Origin of the sequence: Halomonas garicola (genome assembly GCF_031935715.1) — a bacterium.
GTDB classification, from domain to species: domain Bacteria; phylum Pseudomonadota; class Gammaproteobacteria; order Pseudomonadales; family Halomonadaceae; genus Vreelandella; species Vreelandella garicola.
In genome coordinates this window covers 119338-145342 of record NZ_JASSZF010000001.1, presented here as the reverse complement: position 1 = coordinate 145342, position 26005 = coordinate 119338, and the positions used below count along the sequence as shown (strand labels likewise).

The 26005-nt window shown below is 65.8% G+C and carries 27 protein-coding genes; 12 read left to right on the top strand and 15 right to left on the bottom strand.

The window, feature by feature from the left end; all coding sequences use genetic code 11:
• Positions 1 to 41: 41 nt before the first annotated feature.
• From RS027_RS00700 to RS027_RS00690, 3 genes are read left to right on the top strand one after another with little or no spacing between them, the layout of a single operon-like run.
• On the top strand, positions 42 to 413 hold the full coding sequence (locus tag RS027_RS00700; RefSeq protein ID WP_311952385.1) for a diacylglycerol kinase: 372 nt from the start codon (positions 42 to 44) through the stop codon (positions 411 to 413).
• A 43-nt stretch (positions 414 to 456) separates the two neighbouring features.
• A complete protein-coding gene (gene glnE / locus RS027_RS00695; protein ID WP_311952381.1) occupies positions 457 to 3414 on the top strand; it encodes a bifunctional [glutamate--ammonia ligase]-adenylyl-L-tyrosine phosphorylase/[glutamate--ammonia-ligase] adenylyltransferase in 2958 nt (985 codons plus the stop codon).
• Entirely contained in the window at positions 3411 to 4310 is a 900-nt protein-coding gene (locus tag RS027_RS00690) for an AEC family transporter (RefSeq protein ID WP_311952378.1), read from the top strand. Before glnE ends, RS027_RS00690 begins: the two co-directional genes overlap by 4 nt.
• Before the next feature lie 5 nt (positions 4311 to 4315).
• On the opposite strand, the gene RS027_RS00685 is transcribed toward RS027_RS00690, so the two are convergent.
• Entirely contained in the window at positions 4316 to 4681 is a 366-nt protein-coding gene (locus RS027_RS00685; protein WP_311952374.1) for a hypothetical protein, read from the bottom strand.
• Positions 4682 to 4950: 269 nt separating this feature from the next.
• Here RS027_RS00685 and RS027_RS00680 point away from each other — a divergent pair, with 269 nt between their 5' ends.
• The 5 genes from RS027_RS00680 to RS027_RS00660 all read left to right on the top strand — a co-directional run bounded on the left by RS027_RS00680 (position 4951) and on the right by RS027_RS00660 (position 9123).
• On the top strand, positions 4951 to 6576 hold the full coding sequence (locus tag RS027_RS00680; protein ID WP_311952362.1) for a BCCT family transporter: 1626 nt from the start codon (positions 4951 to 4953) through the stop codon (positions 6574 to 6576).
• A gap of 71 nt (positions 6577 to 6647) precedes the next feature.
• The gene (locus tag RS027_RS00675) at positions 6648 to 6824 is read left to right on the top strand and encodes a hypothetical protein (protein ID WP_311952360.1); all 177 of its coding nucleotides are present in this window, start codon (positions 6648 to 6650) and stop codon (positions 6822 to 6824) included.
• Positions 6825 to 6879: 55 nt separating this feature from the next.
• Positions 6880 to 8256, top strand: coding sequence for an MFS transporter (locus tag RS027_RS00670; protein WP_311952357.1), 1377 nt, complete (start codon positions 6880 to 6882; stop codon positions 8254 to 8256).
• An 8-nt stretch (positions 8257 to 8264) separates the two neighbouring features.
• On the top strand, positions 8265 to 8795 hold the full coding sequence (locus RS027_RS00665; protein ID WP_311952350.1) for a retropepsin-like aspartic protease family protein: 531 nt from the start codon (positions 8265 to 8267) through the stop codon (positions 8793 to 8795).
• Positions 8796 to 8943: 148 nt separating this feature from the next.
• The gene (locus RS027_RS00660; RefSeq protein ID WP_138181704.1) at positions 8944 to 9123 is read left to right on the top strand and encodes a PLDc N-terminal domain-containing protein; all 180 of its coding nucleotides are present in this window, start codon (positions 8944 to 8946) and stop codon (positions 9121 to 9123) included.
• Between the two features lie 133 nt (positions 9124 to 9256).
• Here RS027_RS00660 and RS027_RS00655 read toward each other — a convergent pair whose 3' ends face one another.
• The gene (locus RS027_RS00655; RefSeq protein ID WP_311952344.1) at positions 9257 to 9412 is read right to left on the bottom strand and encodes a hypothetical protein; all 156 of its coding nucleotides are present in this window, start codon (positions 9410 to 9412) and stop codon (positions 9257 to 9259) included.
• Positions 9413 to 9599: 187 nt separating this feature from the next.
• Between RS027_RS00655 and RS027_RS00650 the strand changes: the two genes are divergently transcribed.
• A complete protein-coding gene (locus RS027_RS00650) occupies positions 9600 to 10361 on the top strand; it encodes a winged helix-turn-helix domain-containing protein (protein ID WP_311952342.1) in 762 nt (253 codons plus the stop codon).
• A 72-nt stretch (positions 10362 to 10433) separates the two neighbouring features.
• The gene (locus RS027_RS00645; protein ID WP_311952340.1) at positions 10434 to 12026 is read left to right on the top strand and encodes an ATP-binding protein; all 1593 of its coding nucleotides are present in this window, start codon (positions 10434 to 10436) and stop codon (positions 12024 to 12026) included.
• On the opposite strand, the gene RS027_RS00640 is transcribed toward RS027_RS00645, so the two are convergent.
• Positions 11989 to 12927, bottom strand: coding sequence for a LysR family transcriptional regulator (locus tag RS027_RS00640; protein WP_311952337.1), 939 nt, complete (start codon positions 12925 to 12927; stop codon positions 11989 to 11991). The two genes, RS027_RS00645 and RS027_RS00640, sit on opposite strands and share 38 nt — an antisense overlap.
• A gap of 129 nt (positions 12928 to 13056) precedes the next feature.
• On the opposite strand from RS027_RS00640, the gene metE reads away from it, so the two are divergent.
• Entirely contained in the window at positions 13057 to 15384 is a 2328-nt protein-coding gene (metE, locus tag RS027_RS00635) for a 5-methyltetrahydropteroyltriglutamate--homocysteine S-methyltransferase (RefSeq protein ID WP_311952336.1), read from the top strand.
• A gap of 350 nt (positions 15385 to 15734) precedes the next feature.
• On the opposite strand, the gene hemB is transcribed toward metE, so the two are convergent.
• Positions 15735 to 16742, bottom strand: a complete 1008-nt coding sequence (hemB, locus tag RS027_RS00630) for a porphobilinogen synthase (protein WP_311952333.1) — start codon at positions 16740 to 16742, stop codon at positions 15735 to 15737.
• 209 nt (positions 16743 to 16951) lie between these two features.
• On the opposite strand from hemB, the gene elbB reads away from it, so the two are divergent.
• Complete coding sequence (gene elbB / locus RS027_RS00625) at positions 16952 to 17629, top strand: isoprenoid biosynthesis glyoxalase ElbB (RefSeq protein WP_311952331.1); 678 nt, start codon at positions 16952 to 16954, stop codon at positions 17627 to 17629.
• Positions 17630 to 17651: 22 nt separating this feature from the next.
• Here the strand turns inward: elbB and tatC are convergent, their stop codons facing one another.
• The 11 genes from tatC to RS027_RS00570 form a co-directional block, all read right to left on the bottom strand.
• Positions 17652 to 18443 (bottom strand): twin-arginine translocase subunit TatC, encoded by a 792-nt coding sequence (gene tatC, locus RS027_RS00620; protein WP_311952329.1) that lies wholly within the window; start codon positions 18441 to 18443, stop codon positions 17652 to 17654.
• On the bottom strand, positions 18433 to 18834 hold the full coding sequence (gene tatB, locus RS027_RS00615) for a Sec-independent protein translocase protein TatB (RefSeq protein WP_311952327.1): 402 nt from the start codon (positions 18832 to 18834) through the stop codon (positions 18433 to 18435). The genes tatC and tatB overlap by 11 nt, the downstream gene beginning before the upstream one ends.
• Positions 18835 to 18837: 3 nt before the next feature.
• Positions 18838 to 19107, bottom strand: coding sequence for a Sec-independent protein translocase subunit TatA (gene tatA / locus RS027_RS00610; protein ID WP_311952324.1), 270 nt, complete (start codon positions 19105 to 19107; stop codon positions 18838 to 18840).
• A 59-nt stretch (positions 19108 to 19166) separates the two neighbouring features.
• On the bottom strand, positions 19167 to 19541 hold the full coding sequence (locus tag RS027_RS00605) for a phosphoribosyl-ATP diphosphatase (protein WP_311952322.1): 375 nt from the start codon (positions 19539 to 19541) through the stop codon (positions 19167 to 19169).
• A gap of 76 nt (positions 19542 to 19617) precedes the next feature.
• Positions 19618 to 21237 carry a ubiquinone biosynthesis regulatory protein kinase UbiB gene (gene ubiB / locus RS027_RS00600; protein WP_311952320.1) on the bottom strand — a complete coding sequence of 540 codons (1620 nt, stop codon included), beginning with the start codon at positions 21235 to 21237 and terminating at the stop codon, positions 19618 to 19620.
• Positions 21234 to 21905: a ubiquinone biosynthesis accessory factor UbiJ gene (locus tag RS027_RS00595; RefSeq protein ID WP_311952316.1), complete on the bottom strand. Its 672-nt coding sequence runs from the start codon at positions 21903 to 21905 to the stop codon at positions 21234 to 21236. The genes ubiB and RS027_RS00595 overlap by 4 nt, the downstream gene beginning before the upstream one ends.
• Positions 21902 to 22702 (bottom strand): bifunctional demethylmenaquinone methyltransferase/2-methoxy-6-polyprenyl-1,4-benzoquinol methylase UbiE, encoded by an 801-nt coding sequence (gene ubiE, locus RS027_RS00590; protein WP_311952314.1) that lies wholly within the window; start codon positions 22700 to 22702, stop codon positions 21902 to 21904. The genes RS027_RS00595 and ubiE overlap by 4 nt, the downstream gene beginning before the upstream one ends.
• A 150-nt stretch (positions 22703 to 22852) precedes the next feature.
• Positions 22853 to 23236, bottom strand: a complete 384-nt coding sequence (locus tag RS027_RS00585) for a gamma-butyrobetaine hydroxylase family protein (protein ID WP_311952312.1) — start codon at positions 23234 to 23236, stop codon at positions 22853 to 22855.
• A gap of 96 nt (positions 23237 to 23332) precedes the next feature.
• The gene (gene hslU, locus RS027_RS00580) at positions 23333 to 24655 is read right to left on the bottom strand and encodes an ATP-dependent protease ATPase subunit HslU (RefSeq protein ID WP_311952310.1); all 1323 of its coding nucleotides are present in this window, start codon (positions 24653 to 24655) and stop codon (positions 23333 to 23335) included.
• 3 nt (positions 24656 to 24658) lie between these two features.
• On the bottom strand, positions 24659 to 25177 hold the full coding sequence (hslV, locus tag RS027_RS00575; RefSeq protein WP_311883098.1) for an ATP-dependent protease subunit HslV: 519 nt from the start codon (positions 25175 to 25177) through the stop codon (positions 24659 to 24661).
• Between the two features lie 140 nt (positions 25178 to 25317).
• Positions 25318 to 26004: an SPOR domain-containing protein gene (locus RS027_RS00570; RefSeq protein ID WP_311952308.1), complete on the bottom strand. Its 687-nt coding sequence runs from the start codon at positions 26002 to 26004 to the stop codon at positions 25318 to 25320.
• Position 26005: the final 1 nt, after the last annotated feature.

Here is a 26005-nt window from a genome sequence, read left to right as displayed (position 1 = left end):
CGTTAACCAATGCATAAGGAACCAGGGCATGAGGAACCAGGATGAAGCCTGAGCGTACGGGTCTCACCCATTTGCTGCATTCCACGCGCTACTCGTTCAACGGGCTGATCGCGGCGTTTCGTCACGAAACGGCGTTTCGCCAGGAAGTGGCCCTGAGCGTGGTGCTCGTGCCCCTGGCGGTGTGGCTGGGGCAGAGCGTGACCCAGGTGCTCCTGCTGATCGGCAGCTGCGTGCTGGTGATGATCGCCGAGCTTCTGAACAGCGCGGTGGAGAACGTAGTGGACCGCATCGGCACCGAGCATCACGAGCTTTCCGGCCGCGCCAAGGACATCGGCTCGGCGGCGGTGATGCTGGCGCTGGCCTACGCCGCGCTGACCTGGGGGCTTATGCTCTGGCTGCGCTTCTGGGGTTGATCAATCCCGCGACGGAGCCAGTACGAGACGGAGAGGGCGCGACATGGCGCTGGACAACGATTTTCTGCCGCTAAACGGCCTGCCGGCGGCGCTCCGAGAAACCGCAGAGCAGGCTCAGCTGCGCCTGGCCGAGGCGCTGGGGCCAGCCGGCCCCGACGATGAAACGGCGGCTGTCTGGCAGGCGCTGCCCGCGTCGCGGCGAGCGGCGCTTGTGCGCACGGTGGCGATCTCGAGCTTTGCCCTGGACGTGCTGGTGCGCACCCCGGCGCTGCTGGGCGAGCTTATTGACGCCGGCGAGCTGGACGCCGCGCCGGCCGGCGCCGTGCTTGAGCGCCGGCTGGGCGAAACGCTGGCCGCGGCCGAGGACGAGGCGGCGCTGTACCGGGCGGTGCGGCGCTTTCGTCAGGCGCGGATGCTGGGCATCATCTGGCGCGACCTGAACCGCCCCGACGGCTACGACGTTTGGGACACCACCGCGGCGGTGACGGCGCTGGCCGAGGTCACCCTTGAAGCTACCCTTGGCTGGCTGGAGGCGTTTTATGCGCCGCGCTGGGGGCGACCGGCGCCCTGCGAAGACGGCTCCGCCCAGCGGATGGTGGTGCTGGGCATGGGCAAGCTGGGCGCCGGCGAGCTCAACCTGTCGTCGGACATCGACCTGATTTTTGCCTACGCCGAAGACGGCGAGACCCGGGGCGGGCGCAAAACGCTTGCCCACCAGGAGTACTTCACCAAGCTGGGGCAAAAGCTGATCGCCGCGCTTGACCACGTCACCGCCGACGGCTTTGCTTTTCGCGTGGACATGCGCCTGCGCCCGCTGGGCGACGGCGGCCCGCTGGTGGGCAGCTTTGCCGCGCTTTTGGCCTACTACCAGGACCAGGGCCGGGAGTGGGAGCGCTACGCCATGCTCAAGGCGCGCCCGGTGGCCGGCGACGTTGCCGGCGGCGCTACGCTGCTGCGCGGACTGCGCCCCTTTGTCTACCGCAAGTATCTGGACTTTGGCGCCATCGAGTCCCTGCGCGGGCTGAAGACCATGATTCACCGCGAGGTCAAGCGGCGCAGCATGGAAAACAACGTCAAGCTCGGCCCCGGCGGCATCCGCGAGGTGGAGTTCGTGGTGCAGGCGTTTCAGCTGATCCGCGGCGGTCGCGACACCGAGCTACAGCAGACTTCCCTTCGCGCCGCGCTCTCTCGGCTGCCGGCGCTTGGCCTGCTGCCCCAGGAGGCGGTTGACGAGCTGCTGCCGGACTATGCCTTTCTGCGCGACCTGGAGCACGCGCTGCAGGCGCTGGACGACCGCCAGACCCAGCGGCTGCCCGACGACCCCGTGGCCCGGGAGCAGGTCGCGCTGGCGCTGGGGTTTGACGGCTGGGACGGCGTAATGACGCGGATGGGCGAAGGCCGCGAGCGCATCCAGCGCTATTTCGACGACGTCATCGCCGAGCCCGAAGAAGAAGTGGAAGACGACAGCGAAACCCCGGCGCTTGAGCAGTGGCGGCGGCTGTGGCGCGGCGAGCTGAGCGCCGAAGACGCCGAGCGGCGCCTCGACGAAGCCGGATTTGACGACCCCGCAGAGGCGCGCAAACGCCTTGAGCGGCTCTACCATTCCCGGGCGGTGCAGGGCATGCAGCGCATCGGCTTTGAGCGGCTCGACGCGCTGATGCCGCTTTTGCTCGACGCCCTGGCGCAAAACCCCACGCCGGACGCCGCGCTGCCCCGGGTGCAGCCGCTGATCGAGGCAGTGCTGCGGCGCACGGCCTATCTTGCCCTGCTGCGGGAAAACCCCCACGCGCTTGAGCACCTGATGCGCCTGTGCGCGGCAAGCCCCTGGATTGCCGACCAGCTGGCGCGCTACCCGATCCTGCTCGACGAACTTTTGACCCCGGAGTCGCTGTATACCCCGGCGAGCAAGGCGCGGCTCGCCGACGAGCTGCGCCAGACCCTGAACCGCCTGCCCGAAGACGACGAGGAAGCCCAGCTGGAGGCGCTGCGCGTGTTCAAGCACGCCCAGACGCTGCACGTGGCCGCCTCGGACATCGCCGGCACTCGCCATCTGATGAAGGTCAGCGACTACCTGACCTACATCGCCGAGGTGATTCTCGACGCGGTGCTTGTCATGGCGTGGAAGCACATGGTTCGCAAGCACGGCGTGCCGCCGGGCATCGGCCGCGACGCGCCGGACTTCCTCATCGTCGGCTACGGCAAGCTGGGCGGCATTGAGCTCGGCTACGGCTCGGACCTGGACCTGGTGTTTTTGCACCGCAGTACCCGGGGCGCCACCGACGGCCGCCGCCAGGTGGACGCGTCGGTGTTCTTCACCCGCCTGGGCCAGCGGATGATCCACCTGCTCACCGCGGTGACCCCGGCGGGCAGCCTTTACGAGGTGGACATGCGCCTGCGGCCGTCGGGCAACGCCGGGCTGCTGGTGACGTCGCTCGACGCCTTCGCCGACTATCAGCGGCAGAACGCCTGGACCTGGGAGCATCAGGCGCTGGTACGCGCCCGGGTGGTAGCCGGCGATGCCACCCTCGCCGACGGCTTCAACGCCGTGCGCAAGGAGGTGCTGGGCCGGCCCCGGGATCGCCAGGCGCTGAGCGACGAGGTGGTGCGCATGCGCCACCGAATGCGCGCCCACCTGGGCAGCCGCACCCGAGAGACGTTTGACGTCAAGCAGGACGCCGGCGGCATGGTGGATATCGAGTTTCTCTGCCAGTACGCGGTGCTGGCGCTGGGCGTCGAGGCGCCGGCGCTGCTGGCCTACAGCGACAGCGTGCGCATTCTCGATTCCCTGGCCGCGAGCGGCCACCTGCCCGACGACGAGGCCAGGGACCTGCGCGAGGCCTATCTGGCCTATCGCAGCACCACCCACCGCGCCGCGCTGACCGGCGAGCGGGCGCGCATGGACGCGGGGGCGTTCGATGGCCACCGCCGCGCTGTCCAGGCGCTGTGGGAGCGCTTTCTCGAGCCGCCGGACCAGGCCCCCGGGGAGGGGAAGGCCCCATGATCGGGCAGATATTTACCACTTTGGTGCCGGTATTTTTGATCGCCGGCGCCGGCGCCGGCACGGCATACGGCTACTTTCGCAAGCCGGATATTGGCAGCCTCAACGTTTTGAACATGGAGCTGTTCGTCCCGCTTCTGGTGTTTGCGGTACTCGCCGAGCGCAGCGCGCCCCTTGCCGACTATGTCTGGCTGGCGCTGGGGGTGGTCGCGGTAGTGCTGGGGTCGGGGCTATTGCTGTGGCCGGTGGCGCGCTGGCTGGGCATTGCGCCCAAGGTGTTTCTGCCTCCGATGATGTTTAATAACACCGGCAACATGGGCCTGCCGCTGATCGTGCTGGCGTTTGGCGAGCAGGCGCTGCCCGCGGCGGTGGTGGTGTTCATCGTCGAAATGGTGCTGCACTTCTCGGTGGGGCTTTATCTGGTCGACCCCGGTCGCTCGCCGTGGCGGATGCTGCGCCTGCCCATCGTGCTGGCAAGCCTTGCCGGGCTGGCGGTGAACCTGGCGGGCGTGGCGCTGCCCGAGTGGCTGACCTCGCCCATGCACACCCTCGGTGAGGTGAGCATACCGCTGATGCTGTTTGCGCTCGGCGTGCGGCTTTTGGACGTGGACTTCGGCGACTGGCGTACCGGCTTGGCCGGTGCGCTTTTGTGCCCGCTTTCCGGGCTGGTCATTGCGCTGCCGCTGGCCTGGCTGTTGCCGCTGGACATGCTGGCCACCGCGGTGCTGCTGGTATTCGCCGCGCTGCCGCCGGCGGTGCTCAACTATCTGATCGCCGAGCAGTACAGGCTTTCGCCGCACCGCGTCGCCTCCCTGGTGCTGATCGGCAACCTGGGTAGCCTGGTGGTCATGCCGCTGACCCTTGCCGTGGTCTTTGCCTGGGTGTATCCGCCGGCCTGAGCGGGCTAGCGCGAGGCCGGGTCCCGGTCGGTCTTTTCCTTTTCTTCCTTGACGTCAAAGCTGCCTTCCAGGGCGTCGTGGGGGCGCCGGGGCTCGCGGTAGGCACCGCCGCCGATGTCGGTAGCCTGCTCGGCGCGCATGGCGTCCATGCGCTTTTTCATCTTGTGGCGCATGAAGGGCATCATCGCCCAGCCGATCAGCAGCAGGAAAAAGCCCAGCACCAGCGCCACGATCATCATGGCGCCGAACAAAAGCCAGGTGAAAAACAGTCGGATGCTGCCGCCAAGGCCCACCGGGCGCGACTCGGCGGCTTTGGCGCGCCACTGCTGGGCGGCCTGCCAGGCGGCGTTGCGGGTATTACGCTGTGTCATGGAGCTCTCCTGAATACGTGGGCCTGAAGACGTTGGCCTGAAGACGCGGGGTGTAGCGCGTTCCTGTCTGCCCAGTAGAACACTGTACGGCGCTTGAGTTCACCCGGCGCGCCGTTTTGTGTGTCGCCTCTGCAAGACGCGACGGCCGTGTTGCATCAAGGCTGGCTTATGCACCATTCGTGCTGAGCTGATAGAGTCTGCACGGTGCCGACAAGGGGTCGGCAGCAAAGCTTTCGATAACGAACGACCGGCAAGAGCAAGGGGACGAGATGGCGGATCACGGCGGCAGGACAGTATTTATCGCCTCGACGATAATTATCCTGGGGCTGGTGCTGGTCGGGGCGGCGTTTCCCGAAGGCTTCGGCAACGCCGCCCAGGCAGCGCTGAATACCATTACCCGGCTGTTTGGCTGGTTTTACCTGTTTTCGATATTTGGGTTTGTGGTGTTCCTGCTGGGGCTAGCGTTCTCCAAGTACGGCAAGGTACGGCTGGGGCCCCAGGACAGCACGCCCAACTACAGCTTCTTTTCCTGGGTGAGCATGCTGCTCGCCGCGGGGTTCGGCGTGGGGCTGGTGTTTTACGGCATGGCCGAGCCCATGTCGCACTATATTGATCCGCCCTACGGCGACGAATCGCCGGAAAGCGTGGCCGCGGCGCGCTATGCCATTCAGTACACCTACTTCAACTGGGGGATTCACCAGTGGGCGGCGTTTTCCGTGGTGGGGCTGATCATCGCCTATTTCCAGTTCCGCAAGGGGCAGGCGGGGCTGGTGTCGTCGGTGCTCTCGTCGGTCACCGCGAAGTACCCGCGGGTGCGCCCCTACGCCTCCTGGCTCGACGTCTTTGCCGTGGTGGCAACGGTGATGGGCGTGGCCACATCGCTGGGGCTTGGCGTCTTGCAGATGAACGGCGGGCTCAACGCGGTGTTCGGCCTGCCGGAAAACGGCTGGTGGCAGTTCATTATTCTGCTGGTGATGTTCTGCGCCTATATGGCCTCGACCTGGTCCGGGCTGGATAAAGGCATCAAGCGCCTTTCCAACCTCAACATGGCGCTGTGCATCGGGCTGATGCTTTACGTGCTGATCACCGGGCCTACGGTTGCGATTCTCGAAACGATCACCCTGGGCATCGGCGATTACCTGCAGAACTTCATCGGCATGAGCCTGCGCATTGCGCCCTACGACGAGGCCAACTGGGGCAACGACTGGACGATTTTCTACTGGGCCTGGGTGATTGCCTGGTCGCCGTTTGTGGGAACCTTCGTGGCCCGGGTGTCGCGGGGGCGTACCATCAAGGAATACGTCTTTGGCGTGCTGCTGGTGCCGCCGCTGCTGGCCTGTACCTGGATCGGCGTATTCGGCGGCGCGGCGCTGCACATGGAGCTTGGCGGCAGCGATATCGGCCTTGCCCAGGCGACCCAGGACAATATCACCGTGGCGCTGTTTGCGATGTTTGACCTGATGCCGTTTTCCGGCGTGCTGTCGATCATGGCGATGATACTAATCTTTGTATTCCTGGTGACGTCGGCAGACTCGGCGTCCTATATCGTGGCCCAGATGACCGACAACGGCTCGATCAACCCGCCGCTTTACAAGCGCGTGCTGTGGGGGGTGCTGATCGCCGCTATCTGCCTGACGCTGATCGTGGCCGGCGGCCTCAGCGGGCTGCAGTCGGCCTCGGTGCTGTCGGCGCTGCCGTTTACGTTTATTCTCTACATGATGGTGGTGGTGCTGCTTCGCGAGCTGCGCGCCGACCGCAAGGCCATGCTGACCCAGCTGTATCGTCGCCACGGCGATACGCCGGTGGGGGCGGACGCCTTCGAGGCCGACCAGCTCGGCGAAGACGAGCGGCTGCGGCGAGCGCCGAACGTGGTCAACCGGCGCATCAACCGCTAAGCACAGAACTGATAAGTGTAGACGCGGCCGGGCGAGTAGGGGGCTCTGGGCCCAGGGAGGAAAGCGGCGTAATGGCAAAAGACTCGCGACCCGGCCCCGCTCGGCGCGGCGCTACCCGGCGCAAGGTCGAGCGCCCCGCGCCCGCCGTCCGCCGGCTCGACCGCTGGCTGAACGTGGCGGTGACGATTGCCGTCGTGACGGCGCTGATTGTGGGCACGGCGGCGGTGCTCGTGCACTGGCTGCTGTAGCCGGCGGCCCCGCCCTTCGCCTTCGTGACCATTGTTGACACCACCGGGAGCCGCCATGCCGTCTGCCTCTGATACCTGCCCCTCCGGCTCTGACGCGGGCCAGCGCTACGCCTCGCGCCGGGAGATTATCGGCTGGGCGATGTTCGATTTCGCCAATCAGGCCTACACGCTTTTGATCATCACCGTGGTCTTCGGCGAGCTGTTTACCACGGTGATTGTCGGCGAGCATGACGGCAGCTACCGGCTGGCCAACTTTCTCTGGAGCCTGGCGCTGGCGGTAAGCTATCTGCTGGTGCTGCTGACAGCCCCCCTGTGCGGCGCGGTCATGGACTGCCGCGCGGAAAAAAAGCGCTTTCTGTGGTGGAGCTATGTGGCCACCGTGGTCTCGACCGCGCTTTTGTACTTTGTCGGGCCGGGCTACGTGGTGCCCGGGCTTTTGCTGATCGTTGTCTCCAACTATGCCTACTCGATGGGCGAGTCGTTCATTGCCGCATTTTTGCCCGGGTTGGGGCCGCCGGCGGCGCTGGGTAAAATCTCCGGCTTCGGCTGGGCGCTGGGCTACCTGGGCGGGCTCTTCGCCGCCGGCTTTACCCTGCTGGTGCTGGGCGAGGCCACCGCTGAAAACTTCGAGCGCATCCGCTTTGTGGGGCCCTTTGCCGCGGGGTTTTTCCTCGTGGCCGCCATTCCTACCTTTGCCTGGCTGAAAGAGCGCGCCCCGCCGCAGCCGGTGAGCGCCTCCTACGTGCGTATTGCCCGCCAGCGCGTACTGGCAACCTGGAAGGATTTACGCCATTTTAAAGACCTGAGCCTGTTTCTGGTCTCGCTTTTGTTTTCCATGGCCGGGGTCTACATCATCATTGCCTTTGCCTTTATCTACGGCGGGCAGGTGATCGGCTGGGACGCCGGGGTGCGCAATATCATGTTCATCATCGTGCAGATCACCGCCGCCGGCGGCGCCCTGGGCTTTGGCGCTCTGCAGGACAGGTTCGGCGGCAAGCGCACCTATCAGCTGACGCTCGCCCTCTGGGTGGCGGCGATCATTGCCATCTGGGCGACGCCGGCGCTGACCGAATGGGTCAATGGCCGCTTTGGCCAAGCGTGGCAGGCGCAGCACGTGTTTCTGGTGGTGGGGTGTTTGGCCGGGGCCAGCCTGGGCTCCAGCCAGTCGGCCAGCCGCACGCTGGTGGGGCTTTTTTCCCCCGGGGAAAAGGCCGCCGAGTTTTTTGGCTTCTGGGGGCTGGCCAACAAGCTTGCCGGGGTGTTGGGCATCGTGCTGCTGGGCACGCTTCAGGTGCTGGTGGGGCTGGCAGGCTCGATTCTGCTTTGCGCGGTGCTGTTTATCGTTGCCATGCTGATCTGCACCCGGGTTAACGAGGCGCGGGGCCGCGCGGCCGCCGGGCAGTGGCGGCCGGCCGGGGAGGCCGATTATTAGGAGGGCGTATGGCAGCAAAAGCGCAGGGGCAGCGCGGCGGTCTGGTCATGATGCTGCTGTTCTGGGTGCTGCTGATCGTGGGCGGCACCTGGTGGCTGCAGGGCGGTCTTGAGTCGCTGCAAAACCCCAATGCCCGAGTCGTCGCCTCGGCCGAGCCGGGCACGCCGCTCACGCTTGAGCGCGATCGCGCCGGGCACTTCAAGGCGCCGGGAGAGATCAACGGCGTGCCGGTAACGTTTTTGCTCGATACCGGCGCGACCTACGTGGCGCTGTCCGGCGGGCTTGCCGACAGGCTTGAGCTGGAGCGCGGCCGGCACGTCTGGTTCAATACGGCCAACGGCCGGGTGCAGGGCTCGCTGGTGGACCTGGACTCGGTGAGTCTCGGCGGCATCCGTCTGGGTAACGTCCAGGGCTCGGTCAGCCCCAACATGGAGGACGACACGGTGCTGCTGGGCATGAGCTTTTTGAGCCATCTGGCCATCGAGATCCGCGGAGGCGAGATGGTGCTGACGCTGCCCGAGACGCGCGGCGAGGGCTAGCGCAGAAAAAGCAGAGTTTGTGCACGACTTGTACACGGGCAAAGGCTATGCTTAGCTTGACAAGGCACCAGTGCCGACCGCTAAACGCCCCTGCTTGCGGGATAATATTGTTAACAGGATGACAACGCTAACCAGCTAAGGAGCTGCCATGGGCATTGAAGTAGGTGGACTGTTAGGCCTAATCTGGCTGATTATCGTCATCTGGGCCATCGTCAAGGTGGCGAAGAGCTCGGCAGGTGGTTTGGCCAAGCTGCTGTGGATTCTGGTACTGCTGTTTTTCCCGCTAATCGGCCTGATTGTTTGGCTGTTGCTGGGTCCCAAGGGGTAGCGCCAAGCACCGTCGACGAAAAGGCAGGCCTGAGAGCCTGCCTTTTTTGCATTGAGGCTTGGTCAGTCAAGCCGGTAGCGCTTGGGTGACAGAGCGCCGGATGGGGGTAAAATGGGCGGCTGGTGACGCCCGATCAGGTATCGTTGTCGGTATTGCCGGTGTCTGACAGCCGGGGGTGGTCGGGCACGTAGTGCCCCGGCACTTTGCGCCGCTCGCCGTTGGGCAGGTCGTGCACCTGGGTGGGCACGTAGACGCGTTTGATGACGCTTTTGGGTTTGCGCTGGGTCATGCGGTTTTCCTTATCTGTCAGCGGTTCGACAGTGAGCGCCCTGGCCATTCAGTACGGTACCCAGGCGCCTGTGGTATTTTGCGCCATGGCGCAAGCGATGTCATCCCGCGGCGGCAAGGTGGCGTTTGTTATACATATTGTCGGGTAACAGTGAAGGGGTTTTACCCGAGCGGAGTCAAGAGTACACATGGTCGATCATCTGGAAGAACAGTTTCAAACGCTTGGGAGCCAGGAGTACGGCGGCGTGGACGACGCCGAGCGGGAGCACGTGCTGATCATCGAAGACGATCAGCGGCTGGCCGACCTGACCCGGGATTACCTGGAAGCCAACGGCTTTAGGGTAACGCTCGAGGCCGACGGCGCCAACGGCGTCGAGCGCATTACCGGCCTGCAGCCGGATTTGGTGATTCTCGACCTGATGCTGCCCGGCGAAGACGGGCTTTCCATCTGCCGCCGGGCGCGGCCCCACTACGCCGGCCCGATCATGATGCTGACCGCGCGCACCGACGACCTGGACCAGGTGCTGGGCCTGGAGATGGGCGCCGACGACTACGTGCCCAAGCCGGTGCAGCCCCGGGTGCTGCTGGCGCGGATGCGAGCTCTGCTGCGCCGCGCCGAAGGCGGTCTGCCGGCCGGGGGCGAAGAGCGCCTGCGCTTCGAAAATCTAGAAATCGACCACGCCACCCGGGAGGCCTGGCTCTCCGGCGAGCGCATCGACCTGACCAGCGCCGAATTTGACCTGCTGTGGCTTCTGGCCAGCAACGCCGGGCGGGTGCTGACCCGGGAAGAAATCTTCGACGACCTGCGCGGCATCAAGTACGACGGCCAGGACCGCTCCATCGACGTGCGCGTGTCGCGTATCCGGCCAAAGATCGGCGACGATACCCACCACCCGCACCGGATCAAGACCGTGCGCAGCAAAGGCTACCTGTTCGTCAAGGACGGCTAACATCGCCGTCATGGACTATTCACCACGCGCCGGCGCCGCTTTCCGGGCCGGCGCGAGCGCGAGAGAGGAACGATGCGCTGGAGGATCCGTCGTGGCTCGTTTACCCGCTTTTACCTGCTGCTGATCACTACCCTGCTGGCGGTCTTCCTGATTGCGCTGGGGGGCCGCGCGCTGATTGATCAGGTTCGCCGCGAAGACTATCGCGAGCAGATGGCAGCGCTGCCCGTGTCGCTGGCGATTGCTCAGCTGTCCGCGCTTGATCCCGACCAGCGCGAGCGGCGCCTGGCGGCGCTGGGCGAGCGGCTGGGCATGATGCTCGAGCTTGAGCGCCTGGACGCCGCTGACCTTGGCTATTTTGACCGGGCCAGGCTGGAGCAGGGCAAGGTGCGGGTGAGCGCCTCGCCCTGGGAGCTGCGCAAGCGCCTGCCGGAGTCGCCCTGGCTGCTGACGGCCTGGCTTGACGACGACTGGAGCGAGCACCACTGGCAGGCCGTCGCGCAGCTCTTGAGCGAATGGCTGGCCGGGCTGCCGGCCGGCGAGCGCCGCGAACGCCTGGCCGAGCTGGCGTCGGGAAGCTGGCCGGTGTCGCTGCATGAGCGCCTGCCCGAGTCGCTTTCCGCCGGGCAGCGCGCCGCGCTCGATCAAGGGCGCGTGGTGACTCGGCTCGAGCACGAGCAGCTGGCGGTTACCTTCTGGGCGCGGCTGCCCGGCGAGGCGCGCTGGGTCAAAATGGGCCCCATGAACCGCGGCGGCTCGCTGGCGCTCAACCTCAACCTGCCGCTGATCATGGGGCTTTTACTGGCGTTTTCGCTGAGCATCTACCTGGTAATGCGCAGTATCGAGTCGCGCCTGGGGCGTCTTGAGCTTGCCGCCGGGCGGATTGCCAACGGGCGACTGGAAACCCGGGTCAAAGTGGAAGGCAGCGACTTTTTGGGCCGCCTGGGCATGGCCTTCAACGGCATGGCCGGCCAGGTGCAGGCGCTGCTGCGCGGCCAGCAGGAGATGATCCGCGCCGTGTCCCACGAGCTGCGTACTCCGGTGGCGCGGATCCGCTTCGCCGCGCAAATGGTCGAAGACATGACCGACGACCCCGTTATCCACCGCCAGCTCCAGGGCATCGACGCCGACATCGGTGAGCTCGACGAGTTGATCGATGAAATCCTCACCTTTGCTCGGCTCGGCGGGCCCGCCACGGGCGAAATGGAGATGTCTCAGGTCGAGTGCCGGGCGCTTGCCACCCGGGTGATCGACACGCTCTCGCCGCTGCATGAAGACCTGACGCTGCGGCTGGCGGAGGGCCCTGAGGTAGTACTTCAGGCCGAGCCGCGCTACCTGCAGCGGGCGCTGCAGAACCTGGTGAGCAACGCCTGCCGCCACGGCCATTCCCGGGTGACGGTGACGATTACCGGCGAGCCGGAGCTGGTGCGCATCGACGTGGAAGACGACGGCCCAGGCGTGCCCGTTGATGCCCGGGAGGACGTGTTCCAGCCCTTTTCCCGGCTGGATACCAGCCGTAACCGCAGCTCCGGCGGCTACGGGCTGGGGCTTTCCATCGTGCAGAAGATCATGGCCGGTCACGGCGGCAGCGCAAGCGTCGATGAAAGCGAGACGCTGGGCGGCGCCCGCTTTACCCTGGTGCTTCCGCGTCGCGACCCGCCGGCCTGATGCCCGAGAGCACCGCAAACGAGGTTTCCCGGGCGGTGCGCAGAAAGTCCTGCATCCACGGCGCTTCCCGGGTGTCCTCGCGAAGCGCCGCGTACAGCGTGCTCCAGACCCCGCTTTCCCCCAGCGGTACGGCGCTGACGTAGTCGCGTTCCAGATACTCGGTGAGCGCCCAGCTCGGCAGCGCACAGACCCCGCGCCCGCTCGCCACCAGCTGCATCATCATGATGGTCAGCTCCGCGGTGCGGACTTCCTCCGGCTTGACCCCCGCGGGGTCGAGAAACTGGGTGAAGACGTCAAGCCTGGACTGCTCCACCGGGTAGGTGATCAGCGTCTGATCGACCAGCATGTCGGGCACTACAAAGTCCTGCCGGGCCAGGGCGTGCTGGCGCGCCACTGCCAGAAGCCCCTCGTAGCGGAACAGCGGCGCGTAGTGAATACCGTCGATGGGCTGGGGGTCGGCGGTAATGACCAGGTCGAGCTGCTCCCGGGCCAGCGCCGGCAGCGGTTCAAAGTGGTGGCCGGTGGGGATGTCGATTTCAATTTCCGGCCAGTGGTCGCGAAAGTGGTCCACCGTTGGCATCAGCCACTGAAAGCAGCTGTGGCACTCGATGGCCATGTGTAGCCGGCCCTGCTCGGTGCCCGCAAGCCTTGCCACGTCGCGCTCGGCCTCGCGCACCCGGGGCAGCACCTGCTCGGCCAGGGCCAGAAGCCGCTCGCCGGCGCGGGTGAACTCGACCGGCCGGGACTTGCGCACAAAGAGCGCGCTGTCCAGGCGGCTTTCCAGATCCTTGAGCTGGTGCGACAGTGCCGACTGGGTGAGGTGGACGCGCTCGGCCGCTTCCACCAGCGAGCCGGTTTCGCGCAGGGCAAGCAAAGTACGGAGATGGCGTAGCTCGATCATGGTGAGTAGTATTCACTTTGAGTATTAAAAAGATTAGTTTGATTCAGTTTTATGCCGTACGCAAACTGTCAGCACGTTTCCTGAGCCGGATGGCGCCATCCGTCCGCTTCGTTTGAAAGGATCTATTGCATGACAGTTTCTCATATTCTGGGCTACCCGCGTATCGGCGCCCGGCGTGAGCTGAAAACGGCCACCGAAGCCTACTGGAAGGGCGAGATTGACCTCGCGGCGCTGGAGCAAACCGCCCAAACCCTGCGCACCGAGCACTGGCAGGCCCAGCACGATGCCGGTCTGGACCTGGTCAGCGTGGGCGACTTCGCCTTTTACGACCAGGTACTCAACGTCTCTGTCCTGCTAGGCGCGGTGCCCGAGCGCTTCAACGCCGCCGCCGAAGTCGAGCAGGGCGGCGTCACCCTGGACACCGCCTTTCGCATGGCCCGGGGCCGGGCGCCCAGCGGCGAGCCCGCCGCCGCCTGCGAGATGACCAAGTACTTCGATACCAACTACCACTATCTCGTCCCCGAGCTGCACGCTGACCAGTCCTTCAACCTCGCCTGCACGCGGCTGTTCGACGAAGTCGCCGAGGCGCAGGCCGCAGGCTTTACGCCCAAGGTGGCGCTCACCGGGCCAGTGACCTGGCTGTGGCTGGGCAAGGTAAAGGGCGCCGAGTTCGATCGTCTGGAGCTGCTCGACGACGTGCTGGACGTCTATGCGCAAATCCTCACCCGGCTTGCCGACCAGGGCGTGGCGTGGGTGCAGCTCAACGAGCCGGCGCTGGTGCAGGACCTGCCCGCCGAATGGCAGCAGGCCTATGAGCGCGCCTACAACCGCCTGCAGTCCAGCGCGGTGAAGATTCTGCTGGCGACCTACTTTGGCGGCCTGGGCGACAACCTCGCGGTGGCGGCGCGCCTGCCGGTGGCCGGCCTCCACGTGGACGCCGTGTGCGCGCCGGATGAGCTTGACCACGTGGTCGATCGCATCGGCCCGCACCAGGTACTCTCCGTCGGCGCGATCGACGGACGCAACGTCTGGCGGGCCGACCTGGCCGCCCTGCGCGAGCGCCTGCAGGCGCTGAAAGTGCGCCTGGGCGATCGCCTCTGGCTCGCGCCCAGCAGCTCGCTTTTGCACGTGCCGGTGGACGTTAACGCCGAAACCGATCTCGACGCCGAGCTCAAGAGCTGGCTGGCTTTTGCCCGCCAGAAGCTCGACGAGACGGTAACGCTTGCCCGGCTGCTCGACCAGCGCGCCACCGCCGACGACGAGCAGCGCCTGGCCGACGCCACCCGCGCGCTGGACGCCCGGCGCGAATCCGCGCGGATTCACCAGCCCGCCGTCGCCACACGGCTTGGCGCGGTCACGCCCGAGGACAGCCGGCGCGGCGAGCCTTACGCCACGCGTGCCAAGGCCCAGCGCGAGGCGCTTTCGCTGCCGCTGTACCCGACCACTACCATTGGCTCCTTCCCCCAGACCGGAGGTATCCGCGCCGACCGCCGGGCGCACAAGAGCGGCGAGCTCGGCACCGAGGAGTACGAAGCGCGGATGCGCGCCGAGATCGCCTACGCCGTGGAGCGCCAGGAGGCGCTGGGTATCGACGTGCTGGTGCACGGCGAAGCCGAGCGCAACGACATGGTGGAATACTTCGGCGAGCAGCTCGACGGCTTTGCCTTCACCCGCTTTGGCTGGGTGCAAAGCTACGGCTCGCGCTGCGTGAAGCCGCCGGTGATCTTTGGCGACGTCACCCGCCCCGCCCCCATGACCGTGCGCTGGAGCGAGTACGCCCAGTCGCTCACGGACAGGCCGATGAAGGGCATGCTCACAGGCCCGGTGACGATTCTGCAGTGGTCGTTCGTGCGCGACGACCAGCCCCGGGAAACCACCTGCCGCCAGATTGCCCTGGCGCTGCGCGACGAAGTCGTGGATCTGGAGCGCGCCGGCATCAAGGCGATCCAGATCGACGAGCCGGCCCTGCGCGAAGGGTTGCCGCTGCGCCGGGCCGAATGGCAGGCGTACCTCAACTGGGCGGTAGAGAGCTTCCGCCTGAGCTCGTCGGGGGTTGCCGACGCCATCCAGATCCACACCCACATGTGCTACTCGGAGTTCAACGACATCATCGGCTCAATTGCCGCGCTGGATGCCGACGTGATCACCATCGAAACCTCGCGTTCGGACATGGAGCTGCTCGACGCCTTCCAGGACTTCGACTATCCCAACGAGATCGGCCCCGGGGTTTACGATATCCACAGCCCCAACCTGCCCGATATTGACTGGATGGTGACGCTGATGGAGAAAGCCGCCGAGCGGATTCCCGCCGAGCGCCTCTGGGTCAACCCGGACTGCGGGCTGAAAACCCGGCGATGGGAAGAGGTCGAGCCGGCCCTTGCCAACATGGTCAAGGCCGCCAGGACCCTGCGCCAGCGCGCGGAGGCGAGCCGCAGAGAGGGCTCCGCCACGGTGTAGGAAGTATTCGCAATGACGCAGGGGAGAGCGCTCGCCACGACGTTCTTGGGTCACCGCGAGGAGCGCAGCACCCAGAAAGCGGGTGTAAACGACGTGGCGATCTCCTTACGGCGCCGATAGCAGGAACACCCCGAGATAGCCACGCTGCGCTCGCTATGACGTGGAGGGTGTGGTGCTCGCCATGACGCGGAGGTGTGGTGCACGCTTTCTGCTACTTGTCATCGCGAGGAGCCGTAGGCGACGTGGCGATCTCCTTACGGCGCCGATGGCAGGAATACCCCGAGATAGCCACGCTGCGCTCGCATAGAGGAAGTGCTATATCCGTGACGCTGCGCTGACGCAGTGATGCGTTATTTAGTCAAAAGCCGTGCGGCGTCCAGCGCAAAGTAGGTGAGAATGCCGTCGGCGCCGGCGCGCTTGAAGCACAAAAGCGACTCGAGGATCACCTTGTCGGCGTCGAGCCAGCCGTTGTCGAAGGCGGCGCGGTGCATGGCGTACTCGCCGCTGACCTGGTAGGCGAACGTCGGCACGGCGAGCTCGTCCTTCACCCGGCGGACTACGTCGAGGTACGGCATGCCCGGCTTGACCATGACCATATCGGCGCCCTCGGCGATGTCCATGGCGACTTCGTGCAGCGCTTCGTTATCGTTGCCCGGATCCATCTGGTAGGTGCGCTTGTCGGCCTGGCCGAGGTTGCCCGCCGAGCCGATGGCGTCGCGGAAGGGGCCGTAGTAGCTCGAGGCGTACTTGGCGCTGTAGGCCATGATGCGGGTGTTGACCAGGCCGTTGTCCTCGAGCACATCGCGCACCGCGCCGATGCGCCCGTCCATCATGTCAGAGGGGGCCACGACGTCGGCGCCGGCTTCGGCGTGAGACAGCGCCTGCTTGATCAGCGTCTCCACGGTGGGCTCGTTCTGCACGTAGCCGGTGTCGTCGAGGATGCCGTCCTGGCCGTGGCTGGTGTAGGGGTCGAGCGCTACGTCGGTGATGATGCCGAGTTCCGGCAGGGCGTCTTTCAGCCCGCGCACGCTGCGCTGGATCAGGCCGTCGGGATTGTAGGCCTCTTCGGCGTGCTCGGTCTTGCCGTCGGCCTCGATCACCGGAAACAGCGCCAGCGCGGGGATGCCCAGCGCCTGAGCCTCCCGGGCCTGCTCGATCAGCAGATCCAGCGTCAGGCGCTCAACGCCGGGCATGGAGGGCACGGCTTCGCGCCGGTTGTCGCCCTCCATGACAAACACCGGCAGAATAAGGTCGGCCGGGGTGAGCACGTTTTCGCGCATCAGCCGGCGGGAAAAGTCGTCCCGGCGCATACGGCGCATGCGGGTGGCGGGGAAGGGGCGCGGGGTAAACGTAGTCAAGGCAGTCTCCAGCGGTAAGGCGAATGAATCTTTCCGACGGTATTATATCAGCCGGAAACGCGGGCTAAAGCCGCCCGGGGCGGCGGCAAGGCGTTGTGGCAGCAGGGCGGGCTGGCTAGAGTGGTCATCAGGGCCTGAACACAAGGCCGTGCTATTCGCCTCCTCCTTGGCGTGCCACAATGAAGCGGTGCAACCAAAGGAACAATAACGTGAACAAACAGATAGCGATCATTCTGACCGGCTGCGGTGCCCTTGACGGCGCCGACCCCCACGAAACCACGCTGCTGCTGATGCGCCTGGACCAGCAGGGTATCGGCTACCGTTTTTTCGCCCCGGATATCGACCAGCATGAGGTGGTCAACCACCGCACCGGCGACGTGGACGAAGGCGCTACGCGCCGGGTGCTCGACGAGGCCGCCCGCCTTGCCCGGGGCGGCATTCAGCCGCTGGAGGCGCTCGACGACGGCGAATTCGACGCGGTGATTCTGCCCGGCGGCGACGGCGTGGTGAAGAACATTTCCGACTTCCGCCGGGAAGGCGCCGGCATGCGGGTGATTGAAGCGCTGGGCGAGACGCTGGCCGGGTTTTACGCGACGGGCAAGCCCGTTGGCCTCACCGGCATCGCCCCGGCGCTGGCGCCGCGCCTGCTGGGCGACGGCATTTCGGTAACGGTGGGGCGCAATCCAGGCGTAGCCGGCGCCATCAGCTCCATGGGCGGGCTGCACCGCTCAAGCGAAGCCGACGATATTGTCGTGGACTTCGAGCATCAGGTGGTGACTACGCCGGCGCTGATGCAGACTGACAGCCTGAGCGTTGCCGCCGAGGGGCTATTCAAGCTGGTGGACCGCATGAGCGAGATGATCGACGCGCGCACGCCGGCGTCCTGACGCCGGCACGACGGCCGGCGCTTTAGCCGGCCGAGGAATCGTCGGCCCGCTCCCGGGCCCGGCGATTGCCCACCAGGCGGCCAAACAGCAGGCCGATTTCATACAGCAGGTACATGGGCACGGCCAGCAGGCTCTGGGAGACCACGTCCGGCGGGGTGAGCACCATGCCCACCACGAAGCAGCCGAGCAGAATGTAGGGGCGCTTGCTGCCAAGGCTTGCCACCGTAGTGGCGCCCGAAAGTATCAGCAAAAAGGTGGCGATGGGGATCTCGAAGGCCACGCCGAAGGCAAAAAACAGCTTCAGCACGAAGTTGAGGTACTGATTGATGTCGGTCATCACCGTGATGTTATCTGGCCCGGTCTGGGTAAAGAACGAGAACAGCAGCGGGAAGACCACGTAGTAGGCAAAGGCCGCCCCAGCATAAAACAGCCCGACGCTCGACACCAGCAGCGGAATGGCGAGCGTCTTTTCGTTGTCGTAAAGGCCGGGGGCGACAAAGGCCCAGGCCTGGTGCAGCACCACGGGGACGGCAATGAAGACCGCCACCACCAGGGTCAGCTTGAACGGCGCGAGAAACGGCGAGGCGACCTCGGTGGCGATCATCTGCGAGCCTTCGGGCAGCAGCGCCATCAGCGGCTCGGCGACAAAGCTGTAGATGCCGTTGGCAAACGGATACAGCGCGAGAAAAATCACCACGATGGCAATGACGGCCCGCATCAGCCGCGAGCGCAGCTCGATCAGGTGCTCAATCAGTGGCGCCTGGGCGCCTACCCCCTGGCGGCCTGTCTTTTGCTTGTCCGAACTACCGCTCATGTGATGTCTCGTCCTTTTTCCCGTCCTGCCCCGCTTCAGGCGGCGTTTCGCGCAGGGTATCCAGGGCGTCATCCAGCCGGGCCGAGGCGTCGCTGGCCTGGCGTTCTACCTGCCGGGCCTGTTTGCCGGGGGCATCGGCCAGGCTCTCCACGTCCTGCTTGGCCTTGTTCAGGCTGTCGTCGAGTTTTTTTTGCTGATCGTCAAGCTTCTGGCGCAGGTCTTCGGCCTCCAGCTGGGCGCTGACCTCGCGCTGCATGCCCGCGACCGTGCGCTTGATCTTGCCCACCCACATGCCCGTGGTGCGGGCCGCCCGAGGCAGCCGCTCGGGGCCGAGCACCAAAAGCCCGACCACGGCGATAATCAGGAGTTCGAGAAAGCCGATGTCCAGCATGGCTTATTTGCGCTCGTCGCTGTTTTCCGGGGTTTTTTCCCGGGCCTCGACGTCGTAGGTAGTGCCCGTTTCATCGGACTCGTGGCTCACCTTGCCCTGGGGCTTGTCGGCGTCGTCGTCGGATTTTTTCTCTTCCTCGTGCATGGCACTCTTGAAGCCCTTGACGGCGCCGCCGAGATCGGTGCCCACGTTACGCAGCTTCTTGGTGCCGAAAATCAGGATGATGATGCCCAGCACAATGAGCAGCTGCCAAATACTGATACCGCCTAGCATATGCGTGTCCTCGTTAACGAATGCCCCGGTTGCGTTGAGTAGGGCAAGATGTGGCGTGGCTATGCGCCCGTGCGGGCGGCTTTTTCCGCGTGCCCCGAGACGCCGAACCGGCGTGCCAGCTCGTCGAGTACCGGGCGATGATCGAGCCCTAGATGCGAGAGCATGACAAGGCTATGAAACCACAGATCGGCGGTTTCAGCGACAAGTGCCTGACGCTTTGCCGCATCATTTTCGTATCCCGCGTCCTTGGCCGCAAGCAGGGTCTCGGTGGCTTCTTCGCCGACCTTCTCGAGTATCTTGTTCAGCCCCTTGTGGTGTAAGGCGGCGACGTAGGAGTCGTCGGCGTCGGCGTGGCGGCGTGCTTTTAGCACCTCGGCCAGCGCGTCGAGCACGTCCCCGGCAGCAGGTTCGGCAGCAGTGGGTCGGGTGGTCATGGCGTCTTGTCCGTCGATAAGTGGCGTATGTGTTTGATCGGCAGGCACTTGCCGGCATCGCCTGGGCCGGTGCGAGCTACCACGCGAGCAGCAGAAGGCCGATGGCGCCGGCGACCAGTACCGGCCAGTCCTGCGTCGCGGCCCAGCCGGAAAGCGGCTGCCAGGCAAGCGCAATACCCAGAATAATAAGCCCCAGCCTGAGCCGGTGCTGGCGCTTGCCCTGATGGGACATCTGCCGGCGCATGTCGCTGACGGCGTCAATTTGTCGCTGCTGCTGACGGTCGCCGTGCTCCAGGCGGCTCAGCGCCTGATGCGCAAGTCCCGGCAGCTCCGGCAGCTGGGTAGAAAGGTCCGGCGCCTGGCGTTTGAGCGAGTCCCACAGGCCCCGGGCGCCGGCGCGCTCTTTCATCCAGCGCTCGAGGTAAGGCTTGGCCGTGCTCCAGAGGTCAAGATCGGGATAGAGCTGGCGGCCCAGCCCTTCGATATTGAGCAGGGTTTTCTGCAGCAGCACCAGCTGGGGCTGCACTTCCATGTTGAAGCGCCGGGCGGTCTGGAAAAGCCCCAGCAGCACCTGGCCGAAGGAGATGTCCTTGAGGGGCTTTTCCAGAATCGGCTCGCACACGGTGCGGATGGCGGCGGCAAACTCGTTGGCCCGGGTGCCTTCGCCCACCCAGCCGGACTCGATGTGCAGCGCAGCGACTTCGTAGTAGTCCTGGCGGAAAAACGCCAGCAGGTTGCGCGCCAGGTAGTCCTGGTCTTCCCGGGTGAGGCTGCCGACGATGCCGCAGTCGATGGCAATGTACTGGGGATTTTCGCCGTCGTCGCAGTTGACGAAGATGTTGCCCGGGTGCATGTCGGCGTGGAAGAAGTTGTCGCGAAACACCTGGGTAAAAAAGATCTCTACGCCGCGCTCGGCCAGCGTCTTGAGGTTGGTGCCCCGGGCCAGCAGGGTGTCGGTGTCGGCCACCGGCACGCCGCGGATGCGCTCCTGGACCATGACCTTGCGCCGGGTGAAGGCCCAGTAGATGGTGGGCACAAACATCAGCGGCGAGTCCTTGAAGTTGCGCTTGAGCTGGGAGGTGTTGGCGGCCTCCTTGTAGAGGTCGAGCTCGTCGAACAGCGTCGCCTCGTAGTCGCGGATGACCTCCACCGGGCGCAGCCGCCGGGCTTCGGGCACCAGCGCCAGCAGTTTGGCCACCTGATACATGAGCCCCATGTCCTGGCGCATCACGCGGTTGATCCCCGGGCGGATGATCTTGACCACCACGTCTTCACCGCTGTGCAGCCGGGCGGCGTGCACCTGGGCGATGGAGGCCGAGGCCAGCGGTTCGCGCTCGAAGTGGGCAAAGGCCTCGGCCAGGGTCATTTCCAGCTCGTTTTCCACCCGCGCGGCGGCGGCGTCGCCGGGAAACGACGGCACCTGATCCTGAAGGCGCTTGAGCTCGTCGGCGATGTCTTCGGGCAAGAGGTCGCGCCGGGTGGAGAGCATCTGGCCGAACTTGACAAAAATCGGCCCCAGCGCCTCCAGCGCCAGGCGCAGGCGCTCGCCGCGGCTGCGCGAGCCGACGGGCAGCAGCCGCAGCGGGGAGAACCACGTCATGACGCGGAACCACCAGGGCAGGCGCTCGAACGGCACTAGGGTGTCCAGCCGGTGGCGGGCAATGACCCAGCTGATGCGCACCAGCCTCAAACTCATGGCGACACCTCATGCTCCCGGGCCAGCAGCCGCCGGTGCAGTCGGGCCAGCCGTGCTTCCAGCCGGTCGGTGGCGACGTCGAGCTCGGTGAGGTGGTCGCGCAGCACGTCGCGCTGCTGGCGGCCGGGCAGCAGCCGGGCTTCTTCAAAGACGTATTCGGAGACGTCGGCGAGCAGCTCGTCCCGGGCGCGCAGGCCAAAGCGGGCGACCCGGCGAAGCCCCTCGGCCAGCGAGTGCGCGGGCATGTCGCCGAGCAGCCGGGCAAGCTCGCCTTCCCAGTCGATGTCGAGATCGGTGAACAGCTCCCGGGTGGCTTCCAGCAGGTGGGTGCGCCCGCGCAGGGAAAGCTGGCCGGAAAACATCAGCCGCTCGAGGCTTTCGCCGCCGGCCCACCGGGAGAGGGTTTCCGGCGTCAGCTCGACCACGGCGTCGGCCAAGGCTTCGCTGTCGGCGGCGTCGCCGGCATGCAGCAGGTCGATACCGGCGCGGTGGAAATGCAGCATCAGCGGCAGGTGTGGCTGCTCCAGGCGGACGAGCAGGCGGCTGCCGGCCAGCGCCTCGAGGCGCGAAGGCGTGGCCGGGTCCCGGGCCAGGAGGGCGTTGATGGCGCGCTCGAGGCCGGCGAGCATCAGCGTCGAGGTGGCCGTCGTGTTGGAGGGCTGCGTCATAGCTTGATTCCGCGGTGCAGGGCCACAATGCCGCCGGTGAGGTTGGTGTATTCCACCCGCTCAAGGCCCGCGGCTTCCATCATGCCCTTGAGCGTTTTCTGGTCCGGATGCATGCGAATGGACTCGGCGAGATAGCGGTAGCTGTCGGCGTCGCCGGCCACCAGCTGGCCCATTCGCGGCAGCACGCGGAAGGAGTATTCGTCGTAGGCTTTGGACAAAAGCTCGCTGCGGGGCTTGGAGAACTCGAGCACCAACAGGCGGCCGCCGGGCTTTAACACCCGCTGCATGGAGCGCAGGGCGGCGTCCTTGTCGGTGACGTTGCGCAGGCCAAAGGCGATGGTGATGCAGTCGAAGTGGTTGTCGGGAAACGGCAGGTTTTCGACGTTGGCCTGCACGTAGTCGACGTTGCCGCCGACGCCGCTGTCGATGAGCTTGTCGCGGCCGACGTTAAGCATCGAGGCGTTGATGTCGGCAAGCACCACCCGGCCCCGGGGGCCGACCATACGCGAGAACTTGAGCGTGAGATCCCCGGTGCCGCCGGCGATATCCAGCACCCGGTGGCCGGGGCGCACACCCGAGCGCTCGAGGGTCAGGCGTTTCCACAGGCGGTGAATGCCCATGGACATCAGGTCGTTCATGACGTCGTAGCGGTCGGCAACCGAGTGGAAGACGTCCGCGACTTTTGACGCTTTTTCATGGCGCGGGACGTCCTGGTAGCCAAAATCCGTGGTCTGGGCGGGGTCGCCCTGAGGATGCTCGGCGTCGGCGTCGGCGTTGCGCGTTTCCGTGGGGCTCATGAGGTGGCTCCGGAAGTCGAGACGGTAAGGCGGCCGGATTCCTGGAAAGGAGGCCGTCGCAGAAGAAGCTGGCGACATTGTAGCCTTGTCCGCCCCGGCTTGTCTGCGCCCCTCGGGCACCAGCCGGCGAGGCCCTGGCGCCAGGAGGCGCTATACCTGCTTGATTTCGATGCCCAGCGGCGTGCGCGACGCGCCGGCTTCGTGCATCCGGGTGAGGTAGTCTTCCCACCAGGCGTCCTGGCGGCTGGCCAGGTCGTAAAGGTATTCCCAGGTGTAAAGCCCGCTTTCGTGGCCGTCGTCGAAGTGCAGCTTGAGGGCGTAGTTGCCCACCGGGCTGATGTCCTGGAGGCCGACGTCTTTCTTGCCCACCTGCAACACGGCCTCTTCGTTGCTGTGGCCGCGCACCTCGGCGGACGGAGAGCAGACGCGCAGTAGCTCCACGGCCACGCGGTAGGTCTCGCCGCCGCGGTAGGCAAGCTCCAGCTGGCGGGCTTTCTTGTGGTAGTGAACGTTAACGGGAACGGGGGGGGTCATAAGCTTACCTCTTGCATGCAGTGGCCCGAAACATGATGCCCCGCGCTTGATGCGCGGGGCAAGGGAGGGGCGGGACGCGGGGAAGGGCAGGCGGCGCTAGAGAATGTACCGCGAGAGGTCTTCATCCACGGCAAGCTCGCCCAGCTGGGCGTTGACGTAGTCGGCGTCAATGGTCAGCGGGCCGTCCATGTCGCCGCCCTTGAACGAAGCCTCTTCGAGCAGGCGCTCCATCACCGTGTGCAGCCGGCGCGCGCCGATGTTCTCGGTGCCTTCGTTGACCTGCCAGGAAATCTGGGCGATGCGCTCGATACCGTCCTGGGTGAACTCCACGTCAAGGCCTTCGGTCGCCAGCAGCGCCTTGTACTGGGCGGTGAGCGAGGCCGAGGGCTCGGTGAGGATGCGCTTGAAGTCCTCGGGCGTGAGGGCGTCCAGCTCCACGCGGATGGGCAGGCGGCCCTGAAGCTCGGGGATCAAATCCGACGGGCGCGACAGGTGGAACGCCCCGGAGGCGATGAACAGGATGTGGTCGGTTCTGACCATGCCGTGCTTGGTGGACACCGTCGAACCTTCGATCAACGGCAGCAGGTCGCGCTGCACGCCTTCGCGTGAGACGTCGCCGCCGCTTGACTGGCCGCTGCCCTTGGCCACCTTGTCGATCTCGTCGAGAAACACGATGCCGTGCTCTTCGACGGCCTCGATGGCGCGGGTCTTGATGTCGTCTTCGTTGACCAGCTTGCCGGCTTCTTCATCGCGCAGCAGGCCGAAGGCGTCCTTGACCGTGACGCGGCGAGTTTCGCTTTTCTGCTGGCCCATGTTGGAAAACATGTTCTGCAGCTGGCTGGTCATTTCTTCCATGCCCGGCGGGGTCATGATGTCGACGTTCTGGCCCTGGGCGGAAAGCTCGATGTCGATTTCCTTGTCGTCGAGCTGGCCTTCGCGGAGCTTCTTGCGAAACGACTGGCGCGTGCCGCTGTCTTCCCGGGGCTTGTCTTCCTGCCCCCGGGGCGGCGGCAGCAGGGCGTCGAGGATGCGGTCTTCGGCGGCATCTTCGGCGCGGTTGCCGACCTCTTCCTTGGCCTGCTCGCGAACCATCTTGATGGAAGACTCCATCAGGTCGCGGATGATCGACTCCACGTCCCGGCCGACGTAGCCCACCTCGGTAAACTTGGTGGCTTCCACCTTGATGAACGGCGCCCGGGCGAGCTTGGCCAGACGCCGGGCGATCTCGGTCTTGCCCACGCCGGTGGGGCCGATCATGAGAATGTTCTTGGGCGTGACTTCCGGGCGCAGCTCGTCGTTGAGCTGCATGCGCCGCCAGCGGTTGCGCAGGGCAATGGCCACGGAGCGCTTGGCGTCTTTCTGGCCGATGATGAACTGGTCCAGCGCGTGGACGATCTCGCGGGGTGTCATCTGAGTCATGGCTTAAAGCTCTTCCATAGTGACGTGGTGGTTGGTGAACACGCAGATGTCACCGGCGATGGACAGGGACTTTTCGGTGATCTCGCGGGCGGAAAGGTCGGTGTTTTCCAACAGCGCCCGGGCGCTGGCCTCGGCAAAGTTGCCGCCGGAGCCCACGGCGATCACGCCGTGCTCGGGTTCGACCACGTCGCCGTTGCCGGTAATAACCAGCGAGGTGCTGTGATCGGCCACCACCAAAAGCGCTTCCAGCCGGCGCAGGGCGCGCTCGGTGCGCCAGTCCTTGGCCAGCTCCACGGCGGCCTTGGTCAAATGTCCCTGATATTTTTCCAGCTGGGCCTCGAAGCGCTCGAACAGCGTGAAGGCATCGGCGGTGCCGCCGGCAAAGCCGGCCAGCACCTTGCCGCGATAGAGGCGACGCACCTTGCTGGCGTTGCCTTTCATCACGGTGTTGCCAAGCGATACCTGGCCGTCGCCGGCCAGCGCGACCTGATCACCGCGACGCACGGATACGATAGTGGTCATGGAGAAAGCTCCTTGCGGGAGGAAAACTCCCGGTGACTGTCGATGCCGTCAAGCCGGCACCCGGAATGAAGCACGTCACCACAAAATGCGGGCGGGGGCGAAAAAATCAACCGTCGCCCGGAGAACCGGGCGGGGTCGGATCAGTCCTGCAGCTGGATCAGCAGGGGCTCGATGCCCTGGGTGCTCATCAGATCCCGGGCGCGGGTCAGCTCCCGGGTGTCTTCGTAGGGGCCGACCTGGACCCGGTGCCAGGTGACGCCGCTGGCCTTGACCTCGCTGATCTTGGCCAGAAGGCTCAGGTTCTGCAGCCGCGAGCGCAGCTCGTTGGCGTCGGCCACTTCGCGAAACGACGCCGCCTGCAGCATGTAATGGCCGGGCTCGGTGGGCGCCTCGCGGTCGGCGGCGGGCTCTTCGTCGGAGCGGCTCTTGGCGGCGATGACCTGGGCAATGGGGTCGCCGCCCTCGTCGTCCGACGCCGACGGCTCGGGCGGGGTTACCCGGGACGGCACCGCGCCGCCCGGGGCGATGACCTCGGACTCGGGCAGCAGGGTGTAGAACTCGAAGGTGGGCATGCCGTCGTCGTCTTCGGCCTGACTTTCTCCTTCGGCGCCCTTGCCGTCGCGCTGCTCGGAGGCAATGTCGTCCGAGGGCGGGGCGTCCTCTTGCCAGGGGGCGGTGCCGTTCAGGTGCTGGGCGAAGAAAAAGCCGGCGATCACCCCGCCAAGCGCCCAAAACCAGCCCGGCAGGTGCAGGCGGCGCTTTTTGGCCGGCGCCCTGCGCTGGGAGGTGGCGCCCCGGCGGGGCGGCGTCTTGCGCTGCTTGGCCATG